Source organism: Pseudomonas sp. Sample_14, assembly GCF_004307515.1.
GTDB lineage: Bacteria > Pseudomonadota > Gammaproteobacteria > Pseudomonadales > Pseudomonadaceae > Aquipseudomonas > Aquipseudomonas atacamensis.
This window is the reverse complement of the sequence record NZ_RCOC01000026.1, coordinates 234313-255827: the sequence shown is the minus strand read 5'-3', so window position 1 is coordinate 255827 and position 21515 is coordinate 234313. Positions and strand designations below refer to the sequence as shown.

Sequence of the window (21515 nt, the reverse complement as noted above, 5' to 3'; positions counted from 1 at the left end):
TGTTGAGTGGGGCGGCTTCGCCGCGGGCAGCTGCGCTGCTTTGCTTTTGCTTTTGCTTTTGTGGGAGCGAGCCTGCTCGCGATGACGGAGGAACATTCAAATTTAATTTGACCGATATACCGCTATCGCGAGCAGGCTCACTCCTACAAGGTTTTGCGTATCAACCGTCCATCCGTCGTCTGCCCTGAACCTCTGTCGCGCTGTTTTTTCTACCGGGTAAGTCCCTCAGGAGATACCCGTATGTTCGATCAGCAAAAGAAGGCATCACTGGCGGCATGGCGCAGGATGGCGGAGCAGGCCGAGGGCGATCTGGATCCGGAACAGCAATATGACGAGTTGCTCAAGGCTGCGGATCAGATGGAGGAGCAGGGCCTGATCACCAGTGCCGAATGGCGCCAATTGGTGCGTGACGCCGGCAATGTTTTTACCCTGAACGAGGAACAGCCACAGCGCTGACAGCTGCCATCGGAGGAGATCCCATGCTCAGTTATCTGTTTATCGGCGCCAACGATGTCGAGCGTTCGGCGGCTTTTTACAAGGCGATCCTGACGCCGCTTGGCTACCGGCATGACCGTGAAGAACACTACTGTTTCTACTTGCCCGATTGCGCCGACAAGTCCAACGGCCCGGGCAGTGTGCACATCTCGCAACCGTTCAATGGTGAGCCGGCGACACCCGGCAACGGCATGATTCCGGCGTTTCGCGCCGACTCGCGGCACCAGGTCGATCAGGTGCACAAGGCCGGGCTCGACAGTGGCGGCAGCAATGAAGGACCGCCGGGCACGCGCGAAGCCTATACGCCGGACTTTTACGTGGCCTATCTACGCGATCCTGAAGGCAACAAGCTGGCTGTGTTCTACAGCGGCTGATGGATGGAGCCTGTTGATTCGGCCCTGATGGCCGCCCGCGCCCAGTTCGCGATCACGATCAGCTTCCACATCGTGCTGGCGGCGTTCAGCATCGGTCTGGCGAATTTCCTCATGGTGCTGGAAGCGTTGTGGTTGAGGACCGGGCGCCAGGTTTATCTGGATGTCTATCGCTACTGGCTCAAGGTGTTTGCGCTAAATGTCGCAGTCGGCACGGCGTCGGGATTGATTCTGGAGTATCAGTTCGGTCTCAACTGGTCGCGGCTGTCGGTGCAGGCGGGTGATGTCATCGGCCCGCTGATGTTCTATGAAGTGATGGCGGCGTTTTTCATCGAAGCGGGATTTCTCGGCATCATGCTGTTCGGCCTGAAGAAGGTCGGCCCGCGTCTGCACTTTTTTGCCACGTGTGCGGTGGCGGTGGGCTCGCTGATCAGCGCGTTCTGGATTCTTTCCGCCAACTCATGGATGCAAACCCCCGCCGGCTATTCGATTGGCGCGGACGGGCGTTTCCTCGCTGAGGACTGGTGGGCAATCATCTTCAATCCTTCGTTCCCCTATCGCTTGGCGCACATGCTGCTCGCCGTGTTCATCGGCAGCGCGACGCTGATTGCCGGGATCAGCGCCCGGCAATTGCGCCAGGCCCGGGAAAACCCGCGTGCTCGCCTGCAATTCTCCATGGCGCTGTGGGTGATTGCGCTGCTGATGCCGGTGCAGATTGTTGTCGGGGATCTGCATGGCCGGCACAGTTTGCACGCCCAGCCGCAGAAAGTGGCGGCCATCGAAGGCTCATGGACGCGCCCGCCAGAGGGCGCGGGGGAGCCACTGCGCCTGTTCGCATGGCCGGATATGGACGAGCGGAGCAACAATTGGGAAGTCGCCATTCCTCGCATCGGCTCCCTCTACCTGCAGCATGATCTGACCAGCACCATCGCTGCGCTTGATGAGTTCCCGGCTAAGGACATCCCGCCCGTGGCGCCGGTGTTTTTCGCGTTCCGGCTGATGGTCGGGCTGGGACTGTTGATGCTTGGGCAGGGCGTGGTCAGCCTGATCCTGCGCCGACGTAATCGCCTGTACACGGCGCGTCGCTGGCTGGGCGCGTGCGTGCTGCTGGCGCCGGCCGGGTTTCTGGCGATGCTTAGCGGCTGGGTCGTCACCGAAGTGGGGCGACAGCCGTTTACCGTTTACGGATTAATGCGCACGGCGGACAGTCTGTCGTCGGTGTCGAGGGCTCAAGTCGTCGGGTCGACGTGGTTGATTCTGCTGTTTTATCTGCTGATCTTCGGCATCGGTCTGTGGGTGTTGCTGCGCCTGTTGCGCGAGCCGCCGCAGCAGGATCAACCCGGGCCGCAGCCCACGCTGGCCGACGAAACCGGGCACTGAGGAGTCGCAGACATGGACACCGACTGGCTGACTCTATTGTGCGCTGCCGCATTGGCGTTCTCGGTGATGAACTACGTGCTGCTCGACGGCACCGATCTGGGCGTCGGCATGCTCATGGGCCTCACGGCTTGCAGCAAGCAGCGCAGGGTGATGGCGGTGTCGATTCTGCCGGTGTGGGACGCCAACGAAACCTGGCTGGTGCTCGGCGGCGGCGGGCTGCTGGCGCTGTTTCCGCTGGCGTACGCGATCTTGCTGCCGGCCTTGTACGTGCCTTTTATCGTGATGTTCCTCGCCTTGGTCGCACGGGCCATGGCGCTGGAGTTTCGCGATTACGCACCGAACGAGCGACGCAAGCGCATCGTCGACGGCGTGTTGGCGCTGGCTTCGCTGCTGACCGGGTTTGTCCAGGGCATGGTGCTCGGCACTCTCGTGCAAGGCGTTGCCCATCAGGGCGGTCAGTACATTGGCGATGGCCGCGACTGGCTGAATCCGTTCCCTGTGTTTTGCGGTTTGGTGCTGGTGCTCGGTTACGTCTGGCTGGGGACGTGCTGGCTGTACTGGCGCACCCTTGATGAATTGCAGCAGCACTCGGCCCGCCAGGCCCGCGTGCTGTCGCTGGTCGTTGTGGCGTTATTGCTGGTGCTGATCGCATGGACGGCGACATTGCAGCCGCAATATGCCCGGAGGCTCGCCGATATTCGGCTGTGGTTGCCGGCAGGGCTGATCGTCAGCGCTCTAGGATGGGTGTTCAGCAAAGGTTTTCACGAGCGCTTTGACTGTGTGCCGTTGTTCGCCGCATTGGGCGTTTTAGTGCTGGCTTTCGCGGTGATGCTGGTCGCGCTGTATCCCTTCATCATTCCGCCGGATCTGACTTTGAGCGAAGCAGCCTCAAGCCCCACCAGCCAGATCTTCATGTTGGTCGGATTCGCCGTGCTGATCCCCATCACCCTGGCCTACAACACCTTCGGTTTCCGCGTGTTCAGCGGCAAGGTGCGCGTTGCCAACGATGGTTGAGATTCACGTCACCCGACCTTTTTTGCTCACCAGCGACAGTCGCGAAGCTCGTAGCAGATCAGCAAAAGCAACCTTGTCGATCGGCCGACTCATGAAATAACCCTGCACCTCGTTGCATTGATCCTTGCCGAGAATCGCCAGTTGCTCCTCGGTCTCGACGCCTTCGGCCGTCACCGTCAGCCCCATGGCTTTGCCCAGACCGATGATCGCTTGCACCACGGCACGGTCGTTGGTGCCGCTGCTGATCGAGGCGATAAAGCGTTTGTCGATCTTGATCCCGTCGAATGGATAGGCGCGTAGGTAACCGAGCGACGAATAACCGGTGCCGAAGTCGTCCATGTTCAGACGCACGCCGAGCTCCTTGAGCTGATTCATGGTGGTCAGCGCGCCGTCGGTGTCATTGAGCATCACGTTCTCGGTGATCTCCAGCTCCAGACGGCTGGCCGGGAAACGCGTATCCACCAGCACTTCACGAACATCCTCGACGACATCGCTGAGGGCGAACTGCGCAGGCGAAAGGTTGACCGACAGCAGAATGTCATGGGGCCATTCCAGCGCGGTTTCGCAGGCTTCGCGCAGCACCCAGCGGCCCAGCGGTACGATCAGGTCGGTCTGCTCGGCCAGCGGAATGAACACGTCCGGCCCGAGCAGGCCCTGGGTCGGATGCTGCCAGCGCACCAGCGCCTCCACCGAGACGATGTGTTTGCCGTCGACCTTGTAGCGCGGCTGATAGTGCAAGACGAATTCGTTGTGTTTTAGCGCATGGCGCAGGTCATCTTCCATTTGCCGGCGCGTCTGGATCTGGTCGCTCATGTGCGCTTCGAAATAGCACCAGGTGTTCTTGCCGTCGGATTTGGCCTGATACAGCGCGATGTCGGCATAGCGGATCAGATCGCTGGCGACGAAACCGTGCCGACGACTCAGGGCGATGCCGACACTGGCACCGATATGCAGTGGATGCTGCTCGTAGAGGATCGGCTGATGCAGGCTGCCGATCAGCCTCGTGCAGAATTTGTCGATCTCGTTATGGCTGTCCATGCCATTGAGCACCACGACGAATTCATCACCACCGAGGCGGGCGACGAGGTCATGTTCGCGGGTGCATTCGCGCAGACGCGTGGCGACTTCCTGGAGCACCGCGTCACCGGCAGGATGGCCGAGGGAATCGTTGATCGGTTTGAAGTTGTCCAGATCGATCATCAGCAGCGACAGCGGTGGCGAGTGCTCTTTCAATATCAGCACTTCATCCAGATAACGCGCCAGTTTGTTGCGGTTGGGCAGACCGGTCAGGGCATCGTGCATCGACAGATGCTGGATCTGCGCATGGGCGGCGACTTCGTCGGTGATGTCGCTGGCAGTGCCGCGATAGCCGACGACGCTGTCCTTGTCGAAAATCGGCCGCGCCGAGAGCCGGCAGTGGCGTGGCTGCCCGGAGTGATCGCGATAAGTGCAGCGCAAATCGCCGGCGCTGTTTTCTTCGCTGAGTTTGCGCAGCCATAGTTCCAGTGGCGTGGTGTCGCAAGTCAGTAATTCGCCGATGTCCTGGCCCAGCCACAGGGCTTGCGGGTAGCCGGTGACTTCGCTGAAGCGTGCCGACAGATAGGTCAGCGCCAACTGATCATCAACTTCCCAGATCCAGTCTGACGCCGCTTCGGCCACGGCGCGAAAGCGTTCTTCACTGGCTTCGAGGGCATGATTGGCTTTCTCGAGTGCCTGATTCGAGGCCTGCATGGCATGGATACTGTTGTCGACGTATTGCGAAGAACGCAGGGCGTGGCGGAAGAAGTATGCCGTCAGCAGCATCAGCACCAGAAACGTCGCGCCGAGCGGCGGCACCAGCGTCCATAGCAATTGCTGGCCGGGTCGTTGCAGGTCGGCAACCAGACTGTAGCCGGTGCTGTCGAGGGGCACGCTTGGATGGCCTTTCTCAATGGTGCCGTCCGGGACCAGGCTCAGGTTCGTCAGGCCATAACCGCTGCCGATCTTGCGCAGTTTGGTCGGGGTCAGCTTGTCGACGAACACCAGCACCGAGGTGTTTCTCAATTCATCCAGCGGGCGCTCGTCATTGGGAATGATCGCGGCAGCGGTGATCAGCGCCGGCCAGCCTTCGAACAATGAATAGCGGCTGATCGGCTTGGTCAGATCAGGCTGGCTCAGCACCTGCTCGACCAACGCCGAGGCGGGCGCTTGCAGTACGCTGGATACGTCGGTTTCAACCATCTGCCCGCGAATCACCGCGTACTTGGTGCGATTGCGATCAAGGACGAACACGCCGTCGTAGCCGTCGCTGGTGAACAGGGTCTTGCCCATGTTCTGTTCGGTGTAGGCCCAGTTGACGTCGATCGGCCCGCTCAAGGCCTCATAGGCGCGGGTCCAGTAGGCATAACTGGTGATGTAGTTTTTCGACGCGGTGATGCGGTTTTCCACGGCGCGCACGGAATAGAACTGGTTCTGTTCCAGATCCTTCGCGTCAAGGGTATTGGCGATGCCAAGCAGGGTGCTGATCGCGGCGATGACACCCGCAACGAACAGTGCGCCAACGGCGATGGCCAGGCGCCGGGTCACGGCGCGTTGCGGGGTCGGGATTGGCTGCGCAGGGAGAGTAACGGCCATGTGCTCGTCCTTGATCCGGTGTCTTCTGAATCTAGAACAATGGCGAGCGCACAATGTTCAGATTGTTGTTATTGGTATCGCCTGGATTTTTTCAAAGTGTAGCGAATCCGTTGGAATTTCCAGCAGCGCCGGCCAGCGGCGAATCCCGAAAGGGCGAGACTTCCCGCACAAAAACCGGATAATGGCCGCCATTCGTTTAGCCGTATTCTGGTAATCCCGCATGGAAATCAAGGTCAACTTTCTCGACAACCTTCGACTTGAAGCCAAGTTCGACGACTTCACGGTGATCGCCGATCAGCCCATCCGCTACAAGGGCGATGGCTCGGCACCGGGGCCGTTCGACTACTTCCTGGCGTCGTCGGCCTTGTGCGCGGCTTACTTCGTCAAGCTGTACTGCGACACGCGCAACATCCCGACAGAGAACATTCGCCTGTCGCAGAACAACATCGTCGACCCGGAAAACCGCTACAACCAGATCTTCAAGATTCAGGTCGAATTGCCCGCCGACATCTCGGACAAGGATCGCCAGGGCATCCTCCGTTCCATCGACCGCTGCACCGTGAAGAAGGTGGTGCAGACCGGCCCCGAGTTCATCATCGAAGAAGTCGACAACCTCGACGCCGATGCCCAGGCCTTGTTGATGCCGCAGTCCGATTCCCAGGCAGGCACCTACATCGCCGGCAAGGACCTGCCGCTGGAACAGACCATCGCCAACATGTCGAAGATTCTTGCCGACCTCGGCATGAAGATCGAAATCGCCTCGTGGCGCAACATCGTGCCCAACGTCTGGTCGCTGCACATTCGCGATGCGCATTCGCCGATGTGCTTCACCAACGGCAAGGGCGCGACCAAGGAAGGCGCACTGGCGTCGGCGCTGGGCGAGTTCATCGAGCGCCTCAATTGCAACTTCTTCTATAACGACCAGTTCTGGGGCGAAGACATCGCCAACGCCGAATTCGTCCATTATCCGGACGAGAAGTGGTTCAAGCCGGGTCCGAAAGACGAATTGCCTAGCGAAATTCTCGACGACTACACCCTCGGCATTTACAACCGCGACGGCGAACTGCGTGGCTCGCACCTGTACGACACCAACTCCGGCAACACCCAGCGCGGCATCTGCTCGCTGCCGTTTGTGCGCCAGTCGGACGGTGAAGTGGTGTACTTCCCGTCCAACCTGATCGAAAACCTCTACCTGAGCAACGGCATGAGCGCCGGCAACACCTTGGCCGAAGCGCAGGTGCAGTGCCTGTCGGAAATTTTCGAGCGCGCAGTCAAACGCGAAATCCTCGAAGGCGAAATGGCCCTGCCGGACGTACCGCAAGAGGTACTGGAGAAATACCCGAGCATCCTCGCCGGCATCAAAGGCCTGGAAGAGCAGGGCTTCCCGGTGCTGGTCAAGGACGCCTCGCTGGGCGGTGAATTCCCGGTGATGTGCGTGACCCTGATGAACCCGCGCACTGGCGGCGTCTTCGCCTCGTTCGGCGCGCACCCGAGCCTGGAAGTCGCGCTGGAACGCAGCCTGACCGAACTGCTTCAGGGCCGCAGCTTTGAAGGACTCAATGACTTGCCGCAGCCGACTTTCTCCGGGCAGGCAGTGACCGAGCCGAACAACTTCGTCGAGCACTTCATCGATTCCAGCGGTGTGGTGTCGTGGCGCTTCTTCAGCGCCAAGCCAGATTTCGAATTCGTCGAGTGGGACTTTTCAGGCCAAGGCGAAAACTCCAACGCCGAAGAAGCCGCGACCCTGTTCGGCATCCTCGAAGACATGGGCAAGGAAGTCTACATGGCGGTGTACGAGCACATCGGCGCCAAAGCCTGCCGCATCCTCGTGCCGGATTACTCGGAGATCTACCCGGTCGAAGACCTGATCTGGGACAACACCAACAAAGCCCTGCAATTCCGCGCCGACATCCTCAATCTGCACAACCTCAGTAAGGTTGGCCTGCGCAATCTGGTCCAAGGCCTGGAACGCAGCGAGCAGGACGACTACACCGATATCACCACGCTGATCGGCATCGAGTTCGATGACAACACACCGTGGGGCAAGTTGACGATTCTGGAACTGCGCCTGCTGATCTACCTCGCGCTGCAGAAGTTTGACGAGGCCAAGGATCTGGTTGAGGCATTCCTGCAATACAACGACAACACTGTTGAGCGCGGCTTGTTCTATCAGGCTGTGAATGTGGTGCTGGAGATGGAGCTGGACGAGGATCTCGAGCTGGAAGACTACGAGGCCAACTTCCGTCGGATGTTTGGTGACGAGCGTATGGATGCGGCGATTGGTTCGGTGAATGGCAGTGTGCGTTTTTACGGTTTGACGCCAACGAGCATGAAGCTGGAAGGGCTGGATCGGCATTTGCGCTTGATCGAGAGCTATAAAAAGCTGCATGCGGCGCGGGCGGGGGTGGCGGCTTTGTCGCGTTGAAGAGCTGGCTCAGAACGTTTCGCTTTCGGCTTGAGTGGGCTGCGTGACTTGAACCGCAGCCCCTCACCCCAGCCCTCTCCCGAGGGAGAGGGAGCCGATTTTCAAGCTTTTCAGAATTTGAGTTCGACTCGGTTTCCCAGGTCGGCCTATTTCCACCAGACACTGCGGTCAGTTCCCTCTCCCTTTGGGAGAGGGCTAGGGTGAGGGGCTTTGGCTTTTGCGGCCATGCGCTGCATCCGCCAACTGCCCCGTATCCACTCGCACAAACACCGAATCACCCACCGCTGTCAGCACTTCCCCCGCATACACTTCGCAAATCACCCGGGTCTTGCGCCCGACTTCGCCTTCGACCCGTGCGCGCAAGAGCAGCGGTACGCCCATCGGCGTTGGCTTGATGAACTTGATCCCGAGGTTACCGGTGACGCAGTCGATGCGCGGCAGGCTGCCGGCTTCGCGGTTTTCTGCGCGGTAGTGCCAGGCCATGGCGGTCCAGTTGGAGTGACAGTCGACGAGCATGGCGATCAGCCCGCCGTAAACCAGATCCGGCCAGCCGCAGTATTGGGCGTCGGGCAGATGCTCGGCGATGACGTGGTTGCCATCCTCATCCCACCGACTTTTCACGTGCAGGCCTTGCGGATTGCGGCCGCCGCAGCCGTAACAAACGCCTTCGGGGGCGGCGAGGTCTTGCAGCGGGGTGTCGTGGCTGGACATGGCGGGTTTCATCCTGGAGTGGCGAGGCCGGACAGGCGCAAGCGGTTGCGGCCGCCGCGTTTGGACTCATAGAGCGCGGCGTCGCCAAGTTCGATCAGCGCCGCGAGACTGGCCGGCGGTTTGTCGAACAGGGTGGCGCCGATGCTCAAAGTCACCGCAGCGGACGTGGGATAAGTGTGCGACGCCAAGGCCAGAAACTGTTCGCGCAAGGCATTGCCCAGTTCAAGGATAGCTTCGGCTGAGGCGTTGTTGAGCAGCATCAGAAACTCATCGCCACCCAGCCGCGCCGTCAACGCATGGGGAGGCAGCTGGGCGCGGATCATCTCGCTCAGGGCAATCAGCAAGCGATCACCGGCGATATGCCCGTACTGGTCGTTGACCAGTTTGAAGTTGTCGATATCGATCAACAGCAGCGCCCCTGGTTTTTGCGCGGAAACGCCGGCCAGCAGGCGAGGCGTGCGTTTTTCCAGGGCGCGGCGGTTGTAGAGGGCCGTGAGCGGATCGCGCTCGGCGAGGCGGGCGATCTGCTTTTCCCGGCGATAACGCTCGGTGCCGGTCATCGACAGGGCGATCAACATGATCGCCATCGCGCCTTCGACCAGCGAGATCTGAATGATCTCGCCACGAAACGCCGCCAGATCGATCAGCGTGCCGGGGATCACCACGGTCAGGGCCTTGGCCACATAAAAGATGCCGTGGCCGAGCAGCACATAGCGCAGTTGCACCGCGCCAACGCTCAACGACTTGCCGTGTGGACGCAGCAGCGAACTGGCCTTGAGTGTCGGGATCGCCACCAGCAGCGAGTTGGCCACCAGCATGGCCTTGGACCACAGCGGGCCGTCCGGCAACATCAACATGATCAGCCACGTCGCGAAAATCAGGTACCACGCCGGCGACAGTCGGGTCTGGGTGAAGCGCGCCACGCCGAGGAGGAAGAAGAAGTGCGCGGTCACCAGCAGGCCGTTGGCGAACCAGATGCCCAGCAGCAGAAAACCGCTGCTGCGCAGCAGAGCGAGGGTGGAACCGATGGTGATGGTGGCGAAACCGGCGCTCCAGAACAGTAGCGAAGGCTCACGGATGCTGCGCCACTCGACCGCCAGGTACAGCGCGGCAGCGGCTGCGAGGGCGATCGTGATGGTCAGCATCGTTGGCGGGTCGAGCGGCATTTCCGGGCAGGCCTGTCTGTATGGCAATAGGCCTGCGATTGTAAGCGTTTGGTCAGGTTTTTCGCAGGGGGCGCGTTGCCGGGCAGACCACTGGCGCTCCAGCGGTCACTCTTGCGGGCTTAGCCAGGTGTCTACCACGCGGCGATCGAGCTCTTCCCAATAGGCCATGCCCAGCACCCGCGTGGTGTTGAGCCCGCGCAGATAACCGCGCAGTTGCTGGGCAGTGTCGCGGATCAATTGCGCATCGCGGGCGTTTTTGTCCAGCAGGATGCTTTCGTACTGCATCAGGTATTCGGCTACGCGGTCGCGATATTCGGCCAGCACGGCGTCACGGATCAGATCAAACGTTCTCAAGGCGAGACCCTCATCATTTTTCTTGAATGTGCTCAGTGTGCATCAGTCTGCGCGACGCGCAACTATTGCTGGAAGTAATAGTGACCATCAAGAAACGCAAGTTCTGCTTTGCCGGCGATCGGCGGAAAATCGCCTCCATCGAAGACGCAGCTCAAGGAAATTGCGCGATGAACATTCTGACTCGACTGGCAATGATCGCCCTGCTGATGGGCGGGGTGGTTACTGCACCGGCTTACGCAGACGACGCCCGGTCGTGTCATCTGCAACCCATCGCCGCCAGCGCCTCGGCGTTGCAGCACACGCAGACCGTGGGTGTGTTGTTGAGCGAAAACACGTTGCAGAACCTGCAATACCTGGAGCGCTACCACGACATGGCGCTGAACGGTGCGAAAGACGCACTGGACTCGCGAATCCGCGACGCCTTTGTCGGCAGCTCCGACCCGGAACTGGCCCTCGACTGGCTGGTGAGTTCGCTGCAACAGCAGTTCGTCTCGGTGACCGTCTACGACAACCTCGATGCGCTGGTTCAGGCCCATCCGGACGTGGTGGTCAAGCTCGACACGTTCAACCGCTTGCTGACTCAGCGCAACAGCCTGGTCGAGGCGCGCTTCTCTGCACGGTTCTACGACGCCGATCTGCAGTACATCGGCAAGGCCGAGGGGGCGATCGAGCAAGAGTTGCCTTCGGTGTGGGTGCACAACCAGGCGGCGCCGCAGATCGCCGCCCAGATCAATCAGCAACGTGATCTGCAACTCAATGCGCTGAAGCAATTCGATGTGTCGCTCAAGGCCCTGGTGGCGTCGAGCTGATTTTTAAAACGTAAATGGCAACGGCGGCACCGTGAAGTCGAACCGTTGCCGGTTGAACCGGACCTTTATTTTTCAGGATTTACTCCATGCGTACTTTATTCGTGCCAGCCATGGCTTTTGTTTCCCTGTTGCTCGCCGGTTGCGCTTCGGCGCCGAACGATCCGACCCTGACCTTGCAGACCAGCAAGACGCCGGCGCAGTACGCCGATTGCGTGGTGCCGAAGTTGCAGGACAGTGCGTTGAATCCGACGGTTTCGCAGAGTCAGCGCAGTTATCGGATTGTGGTGCCGAGCAAGGTGTCGGCGGATAACGTGCTGGAGGCGTACAAGGCGGGGAAGGGCGGCAAGGTGTTCATTTATGAGCGGCATTTGCTGGCGTCGAATTTGTTGCCTTCGAGTTTTGAGCGGGCGGCTCAGGAGTGTATTTGATCTGAGCGCTTGACGGGTTTTGACAGAGCTCCTTTGGTTGGCCGCAACCAACCAATTTTTTCGCCCCACACTGGTTTTCGGTTGTGGGGTTTTTTTTGGGGACTTGGCGGCCTTTGGGCCGACCATGCTTCGGGGTTTTTGGGTGTATATCCTTTTTTGGTGGTGTTGCGGCTGGCGGTTTCGCCCTTACGGCGAGGCACTTTTTCCAGACGCCGAAAAAGTACCCAAAAAGGCTTCGCCCTGACGTTCGGCCCGCTCGCTGGAGCTCGGGGTTCCTTCGCTCCGGGATCGATCCGGGCGCAGCGGCTACGGTTTGCTTCGCTGCACCTCCTTCCGCTGTGTCTGGCTGCGCCAGACGGTCGCTGCGCTCCCACACCCGGATCAATCCCTCCACTCAGCCTGCCGACGGGCTCCAGGATCAAAAGCTACTCGAGCTTGCGCTCATCGTGTGTAGGAGCTGCCGAAGGCTGCGATCTTTTGATCTGGCCTTTGCTTTTGCTTTTCTGTTGAGAGCAAGCCTGCATTGGACGTTGGGTGTTGACCAATTCCTGTTCACGCCACAAAAACCTGTGGGAGCTGGCTTGCCAGCGAAGGCGGCCTGACAGACGCCCTATTTCTCACTGAATGTACGCAATCAAACCTGTGGGAGCGAGCCTGCTCGCGAAGGCGGTGTGTGCCGCGATCACGAACAGCGCTCCGGAACCCGTTCACCCCGTCACACACCCAACCGGCACTTTCCCCGCAAACGTATCAACCAGACTGGCCACCACCATTTCCCCCATCCGCGTGCGTGTCTGAAGCGTGGCGCTGGCCCGATGCGGTTGCAGCACCACTTGTTCATTAGCAAACAACGCTTCGGGCACATTCGGTTCATCGACAAACACATCCAGCCCCGCCCCGGCAATTTCCCCAGCCGAAAGCGCGGCAACCAGATCCGCTTCGTTCACCAGTTTGCCCCGGGCGACGTTGACCAGGTAACCGTCCTTGCCCAGCGCTTGCAGCACTTGCGCGTCAATGATCGCTTCGCCCTTGTCCGCCGCGGCGGCGAGGATCAGGGCGTCGCTGTCGCGGGCCAGTTGTTTGAGGTCGGCGACGAAGGTGTGGGGGACGTCGCTCATCGGTTGCAGGTCGGTGTAGCTGATCGGGCAGCCGAAGGCGGCGGCGCGGGTGGCGATGGCGCGGCCGACGCGGCCCATGCCGACGATGCCGATGCGCATGCCGGAGACTTGTCGGGCCAAGGGCAGCGGGGCGAGTGGGGTCGGGCTTTGTGGCCATTGGCCGGAGCGCACGTAGCGGTCGCTGGTGCACAGGCCGCGACAGACCGAGATGAGCAGGCCGATGGCGAGGTCGGCGACGTCTTCGGTGAGGGCGCCGATGGTGGCGGTGACGCGGATGCAACGATCGCGGGCGTAGGCCAGATCGACGGCGTCGGTGCCGACGCCGTTGACCGCGACGACTTCCAGGTTCGGCAGTTGCGCCATCAGCGCCTGGCTGATGCCGGTGTGACCGCCGGTGATGACGCCGCGAATGCTGGCGCCGTGTTCCTTTATGTAGGCGGGTTTGTCCGCTTGCTGGAAGTAGCGGCGTACGGTGAACAGTTGGTCCAGACGCGCGTTGATTTCCGGGATCAGGATCGGGCTCAGTTGCAGGATTTCTGGCTTCATGGCTACCTCGTTACGCAATAAAAAGGCCGGCTCAACCGCGGCCGGCAAACGGCATGGCGCTGGCCATGACGGTCATGTTCAGGACGTTGGCCGACAGCGGCAGGCCGGCGATGTAGCGCACCGCATCGGCGACGTGTTTGACGTCGACCATCGGCTCGACGGCGATGCTGCCGTTGGCCTGGCGTACGCCTTTGGTCATGCGCACCGACATTTCCGTCAGGGCATTGCCGATGTCGATCTGGCTGCAGGCGATGTTGAATTCGCGGCCGTCCAGCGCCAGCGATTTGGTCAGGCCGAGCACGGCGTGTTTGCTCGCGGTGTAGGCGCTGCTGAACGGGCGCGGTGTGTGTGCGGAAATCGAACCGTTGTTGATGATTCGTCCGCCCTGCGGCTGTTGTTTGCGCATCAGCCCGAAGGCGCCGCGAGCGCACAGAAAGACACCGTTGAGGTTGGTGTCGATCACGTTGCGCCACTGCTCGAAGGTCAGCTCGTCCAGCGGCACGGCGGGGGCGTTGACGCCGGCGTTGTTGAAGACCACATCGAGGCGGCCGTAGACCTCGGCAATGGTCGCGAACAGCACGTCGACACTGGCCGGATCGCGCACGTCGGTGGGTACCGCCAGCGCTGGGTGACCCTGGCTCTGCGCCAGTTCGACCAGCGCTTGCAAGGGCTCGGGCCGGCGTCCGGCGAGCACGAGGGTGAAACCATCGGCCATCAGGCCCAGCGCCACGGCGCGGCCGATGCCACTGCCGGCGCCGGTGACCAGCGCGACTTTCAAAGAGGTCGTCATATTGTTGTTCTCCTTTTTTCTCAATCCGCTGGAATCAGGGCCGTGGGCCGACGCGCATTTCCAGGTGGCCGATGCCGTCGATGCCGGCGCTGATCACGTCGCCCGGTTGCAGACTGTCAACGCCGGCGGGGCTGCCGGTCATGATCAGGTCGCCGGCGCGCAGGGCCACGGATTGCGAGATGCGCGCGATTACTTCACTGACCGACCAGATCTGGCTGTCGAGGTTGTCGCGTTGGCGTTCTTCGCCGTTGACGTTCAGCCACAACTCACCCTCGGGATGGCCGCTGCGGCTCACCGGGACAACGGCAGTCATCGGCGCGGCGCCGTCGAACACCTTGGCGCCTTCCCACGGCAAGCCGTTGCTCTTGGCCGCGCGTTGCACATCGCGGCGGGTCAGGTCGAGGCCGGCGGCGTAGCCCCACACGTAGGCGAGCGCTTGATCCTCGGGGATATTGGCGCCGCCTTCACCGATGGCCACGACCAGTTCGATTTCGTGAACGAAGTCCTCGCACACTGTCGGGAAGGCGATGTCGCCGACGGCATCGACCACGCAGCTCGGCGGTTTCATGAAAAACACCGGCGGCTGGCGCGACTGGCCTTGAGTGTCCGGCCATGGGTAGTTGCGGCCGACGCAGAACACCCGGCCAATGGGGAAGCGCTGCTCGGTGCCGAGTACCGGCAAGGTCACGGGCAGATCCGGGGTAAAGACGTATTCAGTCATGTTCATCCTGCGGGTCATCCTGTTTGAAAGGGCAGCGTACGGCGGCTGGCGTCGGTGAAGTTGGACGAAAGCCGCCTGCGTTTGGACAAATCCGGGTTCTTGCCTCAGCGCACCTTCAGCTCGATGCGATACAGGCGTCCGAGCAGTAACGAATAGGAGAGGGTGCCGATCAGCGCGACGCCGCCAATGAACCAGAAGGCATAGGCGAAGGAGCCGGTGGCGTGGACGATGGCGCCGATCACGATCGGCGTGACGATGCCACCGATATTCGCCGCCAGGCTGGTAATGCCGCCGGTGAGGCCGATCAGCTCTTTCGGCGCGACTTCCGATACCGCCGCCCACGACGAGGACGCGATGCCTTGGGCGAAGAAGGCGATGGTCAGCACGGCGATGCAGATCAGGTTGGAGTCAGTGAAATTCACCAGCACGATCGACATGCCCAGCATCGAACCGACCACCAGCGGCAACTTGCGCGCAAACGACATCGAGTAGCCGCGACGGATCAGCAAGTCGGAAACGATGCCGGCCAGCAGAATCCCCACCGTGGCACCGACGAAGGGCAGCACGGCGAAGATCCCGGCCTTGATCATGGTCAGTTTGCGTTCTTCGATCAGGTAGGTCGGGAACCAGGTGAGGAAGAAGTACAGCGCCGAGGTGCTGGCGAATTTGCCGATGCAGATCGCCCAGATCTGCCGATAGCTGAACAGCTCGGCAATCTGCCGCCAGTTGAAGCGGGTGCGCTCCTGGCTGCTCTTGACCAGACCGCCGCCGGTTTCGATGTACTTCAATTCTTCCTGGCTGACTTTCTTGCAGTTCAGCGGATCGCGATACAGGTACAGCCACAGCACACCGAAGACGATGCCGAGTGCGCCGGTGCTGTAGAACACGTGGCGCCAGTCAAAAGTGGTCGCCAGCCACAACAGCGCGCCGGTGAACAGCGCCGTGCCGAGGTACTGACCGCACACGTAAATGCTGCTGGCCATCCCGCGTTCCCGCGCCGGGAACCACACCGTCACCGCGCGGCTGTTGGCCGGAAAAGCCGGGGCTTCCATGGCGCCGACCGCCAGGCGCAGGCCGAACAGCGAGGCAAACCCCGTGGCGAAACCCTGGCAAACGGTGACGGTCGACCAACTGATCAGCGAAACGCCGTAGGTGAAGCGCGAGCCAAACCGGTCGGCAATGAAGCCGGCCGGCACCAGCGCCAAGGCATAGGTCCAGGCGAACGCGGAAAAAATCAGGCCCATCTCGATCTTGTCCAGGCCCAGGTCCTTGGCCATGAACGGCGCGGCGATCGAGATGTTCACCCGGTCGATGTAATTGATGATCGTCGCGATCAGCAGCAAAGACAGCATGAACCAGCGCCGCCGCGTAGGCAGGCGCTGCGCCGTAACGGCATCGCGTGCGCCGGCAATCACCGGCGGCACCGTGGCACTGGAAGAATGGGAGTTGGACATGCGGAGACCTCGTTATTGTTAGAAGAGTCGAGATTTTTCGAGCAGCCGATGCCGTTGCCCGCAATGTGTGGGGCAAGGCAATCGAACGGGTTGCAGCCTGGGTTTCAGACGTTCAGGAACGTCTTTGTGCGATTGATTTCAAGGGGAGGTCGGGCGGGGCGGCGAGGGGAAATAGCAGGATCATGACGTGCGCACCTTTGATTGTTTTTGAAAGAGGTTGGGCTGCGTTGGTCATTACAGTGGTCGTACAACGGTTCTAAATCAACCGATGGGTTAGAACGTTTTTTCTTGAAAAAAGTGGATTTGGCGAACGTGTCCAAAAAGATAAATACGATTTGTCTTGAGAATAAAGATCAGATTTAAATCGCAAGCAACTGAAAAATAACGATTATCACTGTTTTTAAGCTAATGCGATTTTTGGACAGGCTCATCGCGAGGCTTCTTTCAAAAAAGCCAATGTCATCGTATGACTCATTGCCGCCCACCGCCCAACCCTGCAAGATGACAGGCGCTACCTCACTGCCCGGAGGACCTTCTGCCCATGTCTTCACCCAGCCGTATCCCGACTTACGTCATGCAGCAACGCAGCGAATTAACCGATTTCTACATTCGCGACAAAAAGGGTCGTCGCGCCGAAACCGCGCCTCACCGGCACGAGTACTTCCAGATCCAGATCAACCTCGGTGGCGACACCGTGCAGCACATCGGCAGCGTGCAGCGGCCGTTCCCGCGCAACACTCTGGCGTTCATCCTGCCTCATCGGGTGCATGTGATTCCGCATCCCGAGGACAGCAATTTCATCGTCATCAATTTTTCCCAGACGTTTCTCTTGCCGCACCTGCAATGCGACCCGATGGATCTGGAAGAGGTGTCGATCCTGCTCGCGCCCGAGCTGTCGCCGTTCCGCTTTCAGGAACATCTGGATTTCATTTTGGGCGATGAGGATTTCGCTCAGGTCTGCGGCCTGATCGAACAGATGCGCGCACTCGATGAGAACCGTCAGTTCGGCACGCGGGAAATGCTCAAGGGCTTGTTGCTGCAGATGATCGGTAGCGTGTGTTTTCTCTACGCCGAGCCGCTCAAGCGTCTGGCGGAAGAGAATGCCGCCGAGAACAGTCGTCGCGACGCCTTGAGCCGCATGTTCGAGTATTTGCGGAAAAACATCGCCGATCCTGATCTCAACCTGATCAAAGTCGCCGCTGCGACCTATCTGTCACCGACCTACCTGACGCACTGGCTGCGCAAAGAGATCGGCAAGACCTTCACCGAGCTGGTGCTGGAGCGGCGCATGCACGCGGCGCGCAACTTCCTCCTCAACAGTACGCGCTCGGTGGGCGAAGTGGCGCGGTTGTGCGGGTTCGCCGATGAGGCCTATTTCTCCCGGCGGTTTCGCCAGATTCATGGCCAGCCACCGGGGCAGTTCCGCCGCCGCCAGCTCAACCCGGACACGCCGCAGACGCCACTGAATACTTAGAGCGGCGCTCAGACCCACTTGAAGCGGGCAGGGAAGCGCGCGACAAAACAGGTGCCCGTTTCACGGTCGGATGTCACGCTCAAGGTGCCGTTGTGCGCATTGGCAATCTGCCCGGCGATGTACAAGCCCAGTCCCAACCCTTCATGACGCTGGCCTGCTTCGGAACGGGAAAACGGTTCGAACAGCAGCGGCATCAGCGCAGGCGGGATCGGCGTGCCCTGATTGGTCAACGAAATAACGATTTCGTCGCCCTCGGCAAAGGCTTTGAGCACGATCGGTTCGGCGGTGGAGCCGTGGGTCACGGCGTTGCCCAGCAGATTCGACAACAACTGGCTGATCCGCAGCGGGTCGCAATAGACCCCGGCCGGCACCTCCAGCGAATCGATGAACTTCGCCTGCGGGTAGGCCACCTGGATTTCTTCCAGGGTCTGGCGCAGCGTTTGCTGCAAGTCATCGACCAGTTTGCGCTGTACCGGGATGCCACTGCCGAGCCGACCCCGAGCGAAGTCGAGGATGTTTTCGATCAGCACGCCCATGCGCACCGAGCTGGTGCGAATCGCCGACAGCAGCGTGCGCGAGCGCTTGTCCTCGACTTTGCTGTCCAGCAGATCGGCACTCATGCGGATGGCACTGAGTGGCGTGCGCAAGTCATGGCCCAGAACGGCGATGAACTGCTCGCGCAGACGGCCCATTTCGTTGGCATCGGCCAGCGCGGTTTTGGTCGCGTGCAAATGGCCTTGGGTATCCAGGCTCATCGCAATCAGTTGGGCGAAGAGGGTGAGGGTCTTTTCGATGGCCGGGTCGTCAAGGTTCGCCGGCACCGAATCAATGGCGCACAGCGTGCCGAAGAATTCGCCATCGGCCTTGATGATCGGAATGGAGATGTAGCTTTCCAGACCGTAGGTTTTCGGCGTGTGGTGCGTGGAGAACAGCGGGTGCTGGCTGGCATGGCCGAAGATCACCGGCTGATGGTGCTGACGGATCTCATGACAAATCGTCGATTCCAGCACCAGTTCGCCGCCGGGCAACAAGCCGAAGTCTATCGAGTCATCCACGGCGCAGGCGATCCACTTGCTCTCGGTGACCCGCGCTACGGCGGCGAAGCGCATACCGGTGATGTGCTTGACCATGCTCAGGATCACCGGCACAGCGTCGATGCTGCCGATGGCCTGGAGGTCGGAGGAGAAATCTGTCTGGGGCATGGCCGGTGCTTCGCGAAAGTGTCGCAAGAGACTATCGGTAAACGTTGGACATGCCTAATGAACCTGCAAAAAAGGGCACCGGGAAAACTCCCGGCGCCCTGTGTGGTGCTTGCTGAGCGCTATCGCCTCAGAACTTGTACTTGGCCGTCATCATGTAGCTGCGCGGGGTGCCGTAGTTATCGGTCGAGCCCCAGGTCACGTCGGTGCCGATGGAGGAATAGTACTTGCGGTCGAAAATGTTGTTGGCGTTGACCTGCAGGTCGAGGTGCTTGTTAACCTCGTAACCGGCCATCAGGTCGGTGACCGCGTAGCCGCCCTGTTCGAGGCGATAGCTGCCGCCATTGGCCAGAGCGATGTCGTTGTACATGCGGCTCTGCCAGTAGACGTTGCCGCCCACGCGCAGTTTTTCCAGCGGGCCTTTGAAACGATACACGGTGGAGACCTTGAACAGGTGCTCGGGCATGTCGGTGTCGAATTTCTGGTTATTGTTGGCCGGGTTTTCGTCCTTGATGTAGTGGGCGCGGGTGTAGGTGTAGCCGGCGCCGACTTGCCATTGCTCGGTCAGCGCACCTTGCAGTTCCATGTCCACGCCTTGGGCGCGAACCTTGCCGGAGGTTTCGTAACAGGTCAGTTCCGGGCAGCCTAGCTGGGTCGCTGCCTGAGTGGCGCGGTTGGTCTGGTCCATCTGGAACACTGCCACGCTGCCGTTCAGCGCGCCGTCGAAATATTCGCCCTTGATACCGACTTCGTAGTTTTCACCGACGATCGGCTCAAGCACTTTGCCGCCGAGGTCCTTCTGGGTTTGCGGGGTGAAGATGTCGGTGTAGCTGGCGTAGACCGAGTGATGGTCGTCGAGTTTGTAGATCAGGCCGGCGTAACGGGTCAGGTTGCGCGTGACCTTGAAGTCACCGTCGGCACTGCGATCGTCGTAGTCATACCAGTCCAGACGACTGCCGAGGATCAGCGTCAGCGGGTCGGCCAGGCTCAAGCGCGTGGTCAGGTAAACCGCGTCCTGGGTGGTGACGTTGCGCGACTTGCCGCTACGGACGAAGTCCGGCTTGGGCGCGGCGATCGGCAGGCCGGTGTCGTAGGGCGCGTATTCCTTGGTGGTGGCGTCGTACACCCGATTGCTGGCGCCGACTACCAGTTCGTGGGTACGGCCGAACGCTTCGAACGGGCCGCTGGCGAAACCATCGAAGGCGCGTTGCTTGTCGGTGTGGTGCGATTGGTAGGCGGTGGTTTCCAGCGGGCCGTCGTAACGCGACAGGTACGTGCCGGAGAATTCGCCTTCGGTTGTCGAAGTGGAACCGCCAACATGCAGTTTCCAGTCGTTGTCGAAACGGTGTTCGACTTCACCGAATACGGTGTCGACTTGCAGCTTGCGGTTTTCCCAGTCGGTGCCCGGGTAAGTGGAGCGGGGCAGATCAAGGTGGTGGCCGTCTTCGCCGATCGGCAGGCCGCCCCAGAAATAATTGGTCTGATCGTTCTGCCGGGAGAAACCGAGGGTCGCCGTGGTGCTGTCGCTCAGGTCGGCTTCACCGATGGCGTAGAACAGGCCGTGATCGTTTTCTTCCTTGTCGCGAAAACTATCGGCGCCCTGATACGACGTCACCACCCGGCCACGCAGGGTGCCGCTGTCGTTCAGCGGGCTGGAGGCGTCGACTTCACCACGGTAGTCATCCCAGCTGCCGGCGGCGCCGGTGAGGGTCACGCGCTGATCGGCGGTCGGGCGTTTGCGCAACATGTTGATCGCCGCCGACGGGTTGCCGGCACCGGTGACCAGGCCGGTCGCGCCACGGACGATTTCCACCCGGTCGAACATCGCCAGGTTCGGTTGCACGGCCAAAGTGAACGGCGAATACGAGCTGGGCAGGCCGTCGTACATGATGTTGTCGATGTCGAAACCGCGCGCCTTGTAAGTCTGCCGGCCCGGGCCGCTGGCCTCGCTGAGGAACAGCCCCGGCGTGCCGCGCACCACGTCGTTGACGCTGGTCATGTTCTGGTCGTCCATGCGCTGGCGAGTGATCACCGTCACCGCCTGCGGCGTTTCGCGCATGGTCAGCGACAGCTTGGTCGCGGTCTGCATCGGGCCGGTGGTGTAGGACTGCGTGTCTTCGGTGGTGCTGCTCATCTGCGTAGCGCCGATTTCGGTCGCTTGCAGTTCCAGCGGGCCATTGGTGGGCGCTGTGGCTGCGGTTTCTTCAGCCAACGCAGGAGCGATGCTGGCCATGCCGATGGCGATTGCGAGGAGGTTAGGTGAAAGGTTCGAGCGGCGGTGAATGGTGTGAAACGACATCTATCTGCTTCCCCAAGATTTACCCAAACGAAACGAATGCGAGTGCATGTAAGAATTATTCGCATTAGTATGTCGGAAGTTTCCGGGGGAATAAACCCGTACGAGTCAGTTAGTTAATGATTTTTTCACAATTGGATTCGATGGCTTT

At 60.6% G+C, this 21515-nt stretch carries 18 protein-coding genes; 8 read left to right on the top strand and 10 right to left on the bottom strand.

Annotated elements, in window-relative coordinates; translation table 11 throughout:
* Positions 1 to 240 precede the first annotated feature (240 nt).
* The 4 genes from D8U61_RS06720 to cydB are packed head-to-tail and all read left to right on the top strand — an operon-like array spanning position 241 to position 3260.
* Positions 241 to 456, top strand: coding sequence for a hypothetical protein (locus D8U61_RS06720; protein ID WP_016774424.1), 216 nt, complete (start codon positions 241 to 243; stop codon positions 454 to 456).
* Positions 457 to 479: 23 nt separating this feature from the next.
* A complete protein-coding gene (locus tag D8U61_RS06715) occupies positions 480 to 869 on the top strand; it encodes a VOC family protein (RefSeq protein WP_130926639.1) in 390 nt (129 codons plus the stop codon).
* A gap of 3 nt (positions 870 to 872) precedes the next feature.
* Complete coding sequence (locus D8U61_RS06710; RefSeq protein ID WP_130926638.1) at positions 873 to 2246, top strand: cytochrome ubiquinol oxidase subunit I; 1374 nt, start codon at positions 873 to 875, stop codon at positions 2244 to 2246.
* A 12-nt stretch (positions 2247 to 2258) separates the two neighbouring features.
* Complete coding sequence (gene cydB, locus D8U61_RS06705) at positions 2259 to 3260, top strand: cytochrome d ubiquinol oxidase subunit II (protein ID WP_130887983.1); 1002 nt, start codon at positions 2259 to 2261, stop codon at positions 3258 to 3260.
* A gap of 3 nt (positions 3261 to 3263) precedes the next feature.
* Here the strand turns inward: cydB and D8U61_RS06700 are convergent, their stop codons facing one another.
* Entirely contained in the window at positions 3264 to 5873 is a 2610-nt protein-coding gene (locus D8U61_RS06700) for an EAL domain-containing protein (RefSeq protein WP_130926637.1), read from the bottom strand.
* 220 nt (positions 5874 to 6093) lie between these two features.
* Here D8U61_RS06700 and D8U61_RS06695 point away from each other — a divergent pair, with 220 nt between their 5' ends.
* On the top strand, positions 6094 to 8298 hold the full coding sequence (locus D8U61_RS06695) for an OsmC domain/YcaO domain-containing protein (RefSeq protein ID WP_016774429.1): 2205 nt from the start codon (positions 6094 to 6096) through the stop codon (positions 8296 to 8298).
* A 195-nt stretch (positions 8299 to 8493) separates the two neighbouring features.
* Here D8U61_RS06695 and D8U61_RS06690 read toward each other — a convergent pair whose 3' ends face one another.
* The 3 genes from D8U61_RS06690 to D8U61_RS06680 all read right to left on the bottom strand — a co-directional run bounded on the left by D8U61_RS06690 (position 8494) and on the right by D8U61_RS06680 (position 10529).
* Positions 8494 to 9009 (bottom strand): PaaI family thioesterase, encoded by a 516-nt coding sequence (locus D8U61_RS06690; RefSeq protein WP_130926636.1) that lies wholly within the window; start codon positions 9007 to 9009, stop codon positions 8494 to 8496.
* 8 nt (positions 9010 to 9017) lie between these two features.
* Positions 9018 to 10175 (bottom strand): GGDEF domain-containing protein, encoded by a 1158-nt coding sequence (locus D8U61_RS06685; protein WP_130926635.1) that lies wholly within the window; start codon positions 10173 to 10175, stop codon positions 9018 to 9020.
* A 105-nt stretch (positions 10176 to 10280) separates the two neighbouring features.
* Positions 10281 to 10529: a hypothetical protein gene (locus D8U61_RS06680; RefSeq protein ID WP_130926634.1), complete on the bottom strand. Its 249-nt coding sequence runs from the start codon at positions 10527 to 10529 to the stop codon at positions 10281 to 10283.
* A 167-nt stretch (positions 10530 to 10696) separates the two neighbouring features.
* On the opposite strand from D8U61_RS06680, the gene D8U61_RS06675 reads away from it, so the two are divergent.
* Together D8U61_RS06675 and D8U61_RS06670 are read left to right on the top strand one after the other, a co-directional pair.
* On the top strand, positions 10697 to 11338 hold the full coding sequence (locus D8U61_RS06675) for a class II glutamine amidotransferase (RefSeq protein WP_051600691.1): 642 nt from the start codon (positions 10697 to 10699) through the stop codon (positions 11336 to 11338).
* 86 nt (positions 11339 to 11424) lie between these two features.
* Complete coding sequence (locus tag D8U61_RS06670) at positions 11425 to 11766, top strand: hypothetical protein (protein ID WP_024012691.1); 342 nt, start codon at positions 11425 to 11427, stop codon at positions 11764 to 11766.
* 707 nt (positions 11767 to 12473) lie between these two features.
* Here D8U61_RS06670 and D8U61_RS06665 read toward each other — a convergent pair.
* From D8U61_RS06665 to D8U61_RS06650, 4 genes are all read right to left on the bottom strand, one after another.
* Positions 12474 to 13430 carry a 2-hydroxyacid dehydrogenase gene (locus tag D8U61_RS06665; protein ID WP_130926633.1) on the bottom strand — a complete coding sequence of 319 codons (957 nt, stop codon included), beginning with the start codon at positions 13428 to 13430 and terminating at the stop codon, positions 12474 to 12476.
* A gap of 31 nt (positions 13431 to 13461) precedes the next feature.
* On the bottom strand, positions 13462 to 14220 hold the full coding sequence (locus D8U61_RS06660; protein WP_095179705.1) for an SDR family oxidoreductase: 759 nt from the start codon (positions 14218 to 14220) through the stop codon (positions 13462 to 13464).
* Positions 14221 to 14254: 34 nt separating this feature from the next.
* Entirely contained in the window at positions 14255 to 14947 is a 693-nt protein-coding gene (locus tag D8U61_RS06655) for a fumarylacetoacetate hydrolase family protein (protein ID WP_130887980.1), read from the bottom strand.
* Positions 14948 to 15045: 98 nt separating this feature from the next.
* On the bottom strand, positions 15046 to 16395 hold the full coding sequence (locus D8U61_RS06650; protein WP_130926632.1) for an MFS transporter: 1350 nt from the start codon (positions 16393 to 16395) through the stop codon (positions 15046 to 15048).
* Positions 16396 to 16936: 541 nt separating this feature from the next.
* On the opposite strand from D8U61_RS06650, the gene D8U61_RS06645 reads away from it, so the two are divergent.
* Complete coding sequence (locus D8U61_RS06645; RefSeq protein ID WP_039758730.1) at positions 16937 to 17869, top strand: AraC family transcriptional regulator; 933 nt, start codon at positions 16937 to 16939, stop codon at positions 17867 to 17869.
* Between the two features lie 8 nt (positions 17870 to 17877).
* On the opposite strand, the gene D8U61_RS06640 is transcribed toward D8U61_RS06645, so the two are convergent.
* Both D8U61_RS06640 and D8U61_RS06635 read right to left on the bottom strand, forming a co-directional pair.
* Positions 17878 to 19071 (bottom strand): GAF domain-containing sensor histidine kinase, encoded by a 1194-nt coding sequence (locus tag D8U61_RS06640; protein WP_016774442.1) that lies wholly within the window; start codon positions 19069 to 19071, stop codon positions 17878 to 17880.
* Between the two features lie 127 nt (positions 19072 to 19198).
* Positions 19199 to 21367, bottom strand: coding sequence for a TonB-dependent siderophore receptor (locus D8U61_RS06635; RefSeq protein WP_130926631.1), 2169 nt, complete (start codon positions 21365 to 21367; stop codon positions 19199 to 19201).
* Positions 21368 to 21515 lie beyond the last annotated feature (148 nt).

Excerpts from the sequence above, each read along its gene's own strand:
- D8U61_RS06720 (WP_016774424.1), top strand. The coding sequence starts at position 241 with ATGTTCGATCAGCAAAAGAAGGCATCACTGGCGGCATGGCGCAGGATG.
- D8U61_RS06715 (WP_130926639.1), top strand. The coding sequence starts at position 480 with ATGCTCAGTTATCTGTTTATCGGCGCCAACGATGTCGAGCGTTCGGCG.
- D8U61_RS06710 (WP_130926638.1), top strand. The coding sequence starts at position 873 with ATGGAGCCTGTTGATTCGGCCCTGATGGCCGCCCGCGCCCAGTTCGCG.
- cydB (WP_130887983.1), top strand. The coding sequence starts at position 2,259 with ATGGACACCGACTGGCTGACTCTATTGTGCGCTGCCGCATTGGCGTTC.
- D8U61_RS06700 (WP_130926637.1), bottom strand. The coding sequence starts at position 5,873 with ATGGCCGTTACTCTCCCTGCGCAGCCAATCCCGACCCCGCAACGCGCC.
- D8U61_RS06695 (WP_016774429.1), top strand. The coding sequence starts at position 6,094 with ATGGAAATCAAGGTCAACTTTCTCGACAACCTTCGACTTGAAGCCAAG.
- D8U61_RS06690 (WP_130926636.1), bottom strand. The coding sequence starts at position 9,009 with ATGTCCAGCCACGACACCCCGCTGCAAGACCTCGCCGCCCCCGAAGGC.
- D8U61_RS06685 (WP_130926635.1), bottom strand. The coding sequence starts at position 10,175 with ATGCCGCTCGACCCGCCAACGATGCTGACCATCACGATCGCCCTCGCA.
- D8U61_RS06675 (WP_051600691.1), top strand. The coding sequence starts at position 10,697 with ATGAACATTCTGACTCGACTGGCAATGATCGCCCTGCTGATGGGCGGG.
- D8U61_RS06670 (WP_024012691.1), top strand. The coding sequence starts at position 11,425 with ATGCGTACTTTATTCGTGCCAGCCATGGCTTTTGTTTCCCTGTTGCTC.
- D8U61_RS06665 (WP_130926633.1), bottom strand. The coding sequence starts at position 13,430 with ATGAAGCCAGAAATCCTGCAACTGAGCCCGATCCTGATCCCGGAAATC.
- D8U61_RS06660 (WP_095179705.1), bottom strand. The coding sequence starts at position 14,220 with ATGACGACCTCTTTGAAAGTCGCGCTGGTCACCGGCGCCGGCAGTGGC.
- D8U61_RS06655 (WP_130887980.1), bottom strand. The coding sequence starts at position 14,947 with ATGAACATGACTGAATACGTCTTTACCCCGGATCTGCCCGTGACCTTG.
- D8U61_RS06650 (WP_130926632.1), bottom strand. The coding sequence starts at position 16,395 with ATGTCCAACTCCCATTCTTCCAGTGCCACGGTGCCGCCGGTGATTGCC.
- D8U61_RS06645 (WP_039758730.1), top strand. The coding sequence starts at position 16,937 with ATGTCTTCACCCAGCCGTATCCCGACTTACGTCATGCAGCAACGCAGC.
- D8U61_RS06640 (WP_016774442.1), bottom strand. The coding sequence starts at position 19,071 with ATGCCCCAGACAGATTTCTCCTCCGACCTCCAGGCCATCGGCAGCATC.
- D8U61_RS06635 (WP_130926631.1), bottom strand. The coding sequence starts at position 21,367 with ATGTCGTTTCACACCATTCACCGCCGCTCGAACCTTTCACCTAACCTC.